The organism is Pontibacter sp. HJ8, from assembly GCF_054824225.1.
Genome location: NZ_JSYF01000294.1, coordinates 1 through 4,637, shown reverse-complemented (window position 1 = coordinate 4,637; position 4,637 = coordinate 1). Strand labels below are relative to the sequence as shown.

Here is a 4,637-nt window from a genome sequence, read left to right as displayed (position 1 = left end):
CAAGGTGAAGAGGGCGTACGCATTGCGTGCATCCGCTGCCATGGACTGGTCAAGGTAAGCGACCGTTTTCTTCAGATTCTTTTTCTTCTTATCGGCACTGTAGAGTTTGAGGTAAGATGCTGCGATATCGGATAGCAGGAGGGAGTTTTTGGGCTGGTACGTCAGGGCGCGCTCGTACAAACCGATAGCTGTTTCCGTGTTGCCTTTGCTGTTCTCAATCAGTCCGAAAGCCCAGTAGGTGTTCGCATTGTCCGGATTGAGTAACCAGGCCAGGTTGAAACGATAAACGGCTGTATCGATCTGCCCTTCGTTAAAATACTCCCAGCCACGCTCCATAAAGAAATTGCTTGCCTCTGTTCTGCTGGTAAAACTCTTGTCGCAACTGGTCAGGAATTTTTCATCGCTCTTCTGTTCAGCTTCGGTACGGGCTATGTTGCCAAACATGGGCAACACTTTGGGATGCGGCGCGGCAGCCTGCTCCTGTGCAAATGTGGCGGTGGCGCAGAGTAAAAGAGCTGCTGCGGCCATTAGTAATTTCTTCATGTGATACAGATCAGGTTGAATGGCTCGGTTGTCATTAGGAATTATAAAAATACAGGTTAAACAACTAATTAGCAAGTCTGTTGACTCATCTAGCGCACGTATTTGCCTTCCGGATCCTGTTGTTTTTCCAGCAGAGCAGCTATAAAGGTCTTATCAGCCTTGCCCTGGTCTTTGTTGAGGCTCCTGTGCAGGTAGCTCCAGGCCTTGTTGTATTCCTGCAGGTAGTAACTGTTGATGGCCAGCTTATAATAAATATCGGCTGCGTCAGGCGTTTGTCTGAGGGCTTTCTCCAGCAGCTTTTTGCTCTGCAGCAGGTCTTCCGGAGTACTCTCTTTGTAGAACCGGCCCAGGTGCGTGGTCGCGACATCGGTTAGCAGGCGGGCATTGGCCTTGTCTTTTTCCAAAGCCTTATAGAGCACAAACAGCGCTTTGTCATACTGCTTCTGCTGCCCATATACCAGGCCATAGCCCCACAGTATCGTATGGTTAGTGCTGTCCAGGAGCCAGGCGCGTCCGAAAAGATAAGCTGCAGAGTCGAGTTTTTGCTCCTTGTAGTTCCGTTTGGCCTGGGCGACGTAATAAACAGACGCCTTCTTGCGGCTTCTGAATCGCTTGGTATTGTTTACCAGGAATCGCTGCTGCTGTTGCCTTGCCTCAAGGGTAGTGTGTTTGGGGACGGGCACTACATCTGCCATGGTGATGACAGGTCGGGGAGATTGTCTGTTTTCAGTTATGGCATTCTGGGAATTACAGGCACTTAGACCTGCAAATGTTAACCCGACTGCCATGATCCGTAGTCGCATGTATAAGCTGATTGTTTTGGGTACTAACGCCGGGTTTGTTGCCTTAGTACAGCAGAAGGCCTTGCAATTTCCGTTCTCCAACCATGGGCATCCCAGCACTCGATTCTTAATTTAATTTCCTGGCAAATAACTAAACTTTTTTTGCGACAATTGACGTTATTTTATAGACAACTTTCGTATATTTGACTAGTTAAAAGAAACCGGCATGGGACGAGCATTAAAAGTAGAAGATAGTCTGAGCTACAAGCTGATCGACGATAAGGATGTATTCATGCTGATCAGCACGGTACGGGAAGGGGTGAAGTATGCGATGTTTCAGAACATTGCCGACAAAAGTCCTTTCAGCACCACTGAATGGTCCAATTTTCTGCACCTCTCGGAGCGTACGTTTCAACGCTACAAGAAGGAGAAGCGCAAATTTGACCCGCTCCACTCGGAGAAGATACTGGAGATCACGCTGGTCTACAACAAAGGGATAGAAGTATTTGGCGACAAAAGTAATTTCGATGCCTGGCTGGAAGCCAAAAATGTCGCATTAGGCAGTATCAGGCCCAAGGAATTGCTGGACAGTACCTTTGGTATCGGGCTGCTGCGCGACGAGCTGACCCGCATCGAACATGGCGTGCTGGCATGATCGTATACCGCCTCAGCAAGGGAATGTACCGCAACGATCTTTCCGGGAAAGGCGCTGAACTGGCCGGGGGGCGCTGGAACAGCAAAGGAATTGCTATGCTGTATACCAGCGAGTCAATCGCCCTCTGCACCGTGGAAGTTGCCGTGCATATGCCACTGGGTATCGTTCCGAAAGATTACCACCTCGTGCGCATCGAAATACCGGATACTGTGGCCATACACGAGATTTCCGAAGAAAGCCTGCCTGCTACCTGGAAGTCATTTCCCCATCCGAATATCACCCAGGAGATGGGCGATAACTTTGTAATGCAATCGGAGTTCCTGGTGCTGAAGGTGCCCTCTGCTACCGTGCAGGGAACGTACAATTATCTCCTCAATCCCAGGCACAGGGAATTTGGTCAGGTACAGGTAGTCGACACAATACCGTTTGAGTTTGATGAGCGGCTGTTTGTAAAATGATTGCCGCCTGAAGTTCAATCTACCTCATCTTTTTGCCATCTGCCCTGTCAGCGCACGCAGGTTAATAGCTTCATCTTTTATTAACCTGAAAGTAAGACTTAAAAAGAGGAATAGCTTTAACTTCGCTGCCATGAAACGTTTTCTCTTCTTTGCCGCCTTCCTCTTTTGGAATGGATTATCCTATGCCCAGGTTGACACCACGCAGCGCGTCATCCAAGACAGGCACAACAGCACGGAACAACAACAAAAGCCGTATGTGATCCTGATCTCGGCAGATGGGTTCCGTTACGACTATGCGGACAAATACCAGGCGAAAAACCTGCTGGCACTCCGCCAGAAAGGGGTGCAGGCAGAGTCCATGATCCCTTCTTTTCCGACCAAAACTTTCCCAAACCATTATACCATCGTGACCGGATTATACCCGGCCCATCACGGTCTGGTGAACAATAACTTTTATGACCCGCAACGGAAGGAACACTATAGCATGCGGGACCGCAGCAAAGTAGAGGACGGCAGCTGGTATGGCGGCACGCCGCTCTGGGTGCTGGCAGAGCAGCAGCAGATGTTATCCGCCAGTTTCTTCTGGGTAGGTTCCGAAGCACCCATTCAGGGTATACTTCCAACCTACCATTACCAGTACAATGAGCAGATACCGATGGAAAAGAGGATACAGACGGTCGTAGACTGGCTGAACCTGCAGGAAGACCGTCGCCCGCACCTCATTACGTTTTACATGCCCGAAGTGGATCATGCCGGACACCGTTTTGGCCCGGATGCGCCCGAAACCAGGCAAGCGGTACAGGAACTGGACGCGCACATCCGGCAACTGACCGATGCCGTAGCTACCACCGGATTGCCCGTCAATTTCGTTTTTGTATCAGATCATGGGATGATCGAAATCGATACAAAAGACACGTATCCGCTGCCAGCTGCCATCGATACGGCAAAGTTTATGGTTTCCGGGCCAGGTATGCTGGTGGAATTGCATGCCAAAGACAAAAGCGCCATTAAGAGCACCTACAAGAAACTAAAGAAAGAAGCAAAGGGCTACCAGGTATACAAGAAATCCAATGTGCCCAAGCACCTGCATTATGGCAAAAAAGACGATCGCTACAGACGGATTGGCGATATGCTGCTGCTGACCGATGCCCCGAAAATTTTCCATTTCTCGACGCGTCCGCCAAGCCCCGGCACACATGGCTACGACGCAACCAAAGTTAAGGCAATGCATGCTACGTTTTATGCCTGGGGGCCGGCCTTCAGGCAGGGAGTGACAATACCTTCCTTTGAAAACATAGACATATACCCGCTGGTAACTGAACTACTGGGCTTGAGGTATAACCACAAAATAGACGGCAAGAAAAAGCTGGTCCGAGAAGTGATAAAATAAAGTAAGACTGTATAAACTTAAAAAGCGCTCAGCAATAGTTGAGCGCTTTTTTTATGAAACAAAAATTGATCGTTTACCTGTTCGCTCTGCCCGGCAGGTAGATCTGGAAAGCCAGCCCCAGCGAAAGACCTGATGTAGCAGAACCAATGAGAATATCCGAACTGGTACGCGTATAGTTGAGCGTGCCCTCCAGGGCCACATGGCTGGCTACAAAATGCGCATACCCTGCTCTTAAACCGAGGACGGATGAAAAGATCCGGTCCCCGTCGCTGTCTTTGAGGGAACTGCCTGCAAAGCCTGCTACCCCCTCTCCAAACCACCGGTGTGTAGGAGCGGCCCCTTCCGGGAAGTAGTAGCGGACAAAAGGAACAAAGCCGTAATTGAAGTTTTCGCCCCCGTCAAAGAATTGCACTCCTACCTGAGCCTGGGCACCTATAGCCGCATTATCGCTGATAAAATAGCCGGCACGCGGTTCGAAAGCGAGTGTGAAGGTTTCCGTCTTGAAATTATAGCCTAAGGTTCCGATGTTTGCTCCTACCATCCAGTTACCTTCCTGTATCGCATCACTTGCTACGGCTGCCGTGGTCTGAGGTACCGTGATATCCTGGGCTAAGGCACTCGTTGTTATAGAAATCAGCAGAATTGCTAATAGAAAAAGCTGTTTCATGGTAATTGTCCTCCATACAAAATTTAAATTTATGTTGTTATTTATTGGATTATTTATAGTATAACTAACGAGGTATAATTTTGTTAGTTTTACCTTTATATTTATAAGTGCCTATTTAATAGCTATTTATAGATAGAAAAAG

6 protein-coding genes are annotated in these 4,637 nt (G+C 48.8%); 3 read left to right on the top strand and 3 right to left on the bottom strand.

The annotated features are described in order from the left end of the window. Together OB13_RS13385 and OB13_RS13380 are read right to left on the bottom strand one after the other, a co-directional pair. Nucleotides 1-543 (bottom strand): tetratricopeptide repeat protein (locus OB13_RS13385; RefSeq protein ID WP_461490671.1); only part of this gene is annotated, 543 nt, incomplete at its 3' end. 89 nt (nucleotides 544-632) lie between these two features. Continuing rightward, nucleotides 633-1,346 carry a tetratricopeptide repeat protein gene (locus OB13_RS13380; protein WP_461490670.1) on the bottom strand — a complete coding sequence of 238 codons (714 nt, stop codon included), beginning with the start codon at nucleotides 1,344-1,346 and terminating at the stop codon, nucleotides 633-635. A 205-nt stretch (nucleotides 1,347-1,551) separates the two neighbouring features. On the opposite strand from OB13_RS13380, the gene parS reads away from it, so the two are divergent. From parS to OB13_RS13365, 3 genes are all read left to right on the top strand, one after another. Then, complete coding sequence (parS, locus tag OB13_RS13375) at nucleotides 1,552-1,980, top strand: type II RES/Xre toxin-antitoxin system antitoxin (protein WP_461490669.1); 429 nt, start codon at nucleotides 1,552-1,554, stop codon at nucleotides 1,978-1,980. Further along, a complete protein-coding gene (locus tag OB13_RS13370) occupies nucleotides 1,977-2,438 on the top strand; it encodes an RES family NAD+ phosphorylase (RefSeq protein WP_461490668.1) in 462 nt (153 codons plus the stop codon). Before parS ends, OB13_RS13370 begins: the two co-directional genes overlap by 4 nt. Nucleotides 2,439-2,568: 130 nt before the next feature. After that, on the top strand, nucleotides 2,569-3,828 hold the full coding sequence (locus OB13_RS13365) for an alkaline phosphatase family protein (protein WP_461490667.1): 1,260 nt from the start codon (nucleotides 2,569-2,571) through the stop codon (nucleotides 3,826-3,828). Between the two features lie 73 nt (nucleotides 3,829-3,901). Here the strand turns inward: OB13_RS13365 and OB13_RS13360 are convergent, their stop codons facing one another. After that, a complete protein-coding gene (locus OB13_RS13360; protein ID WP_461490666.1) occupies nucleotides 3,902-4,495 on the bottom strand; it encodes a hypothetical protein in 594 nt (197 codons plus the stop codon). Nucleotides 4,496-4,637 lie beyond the last annotated feature (142 nt).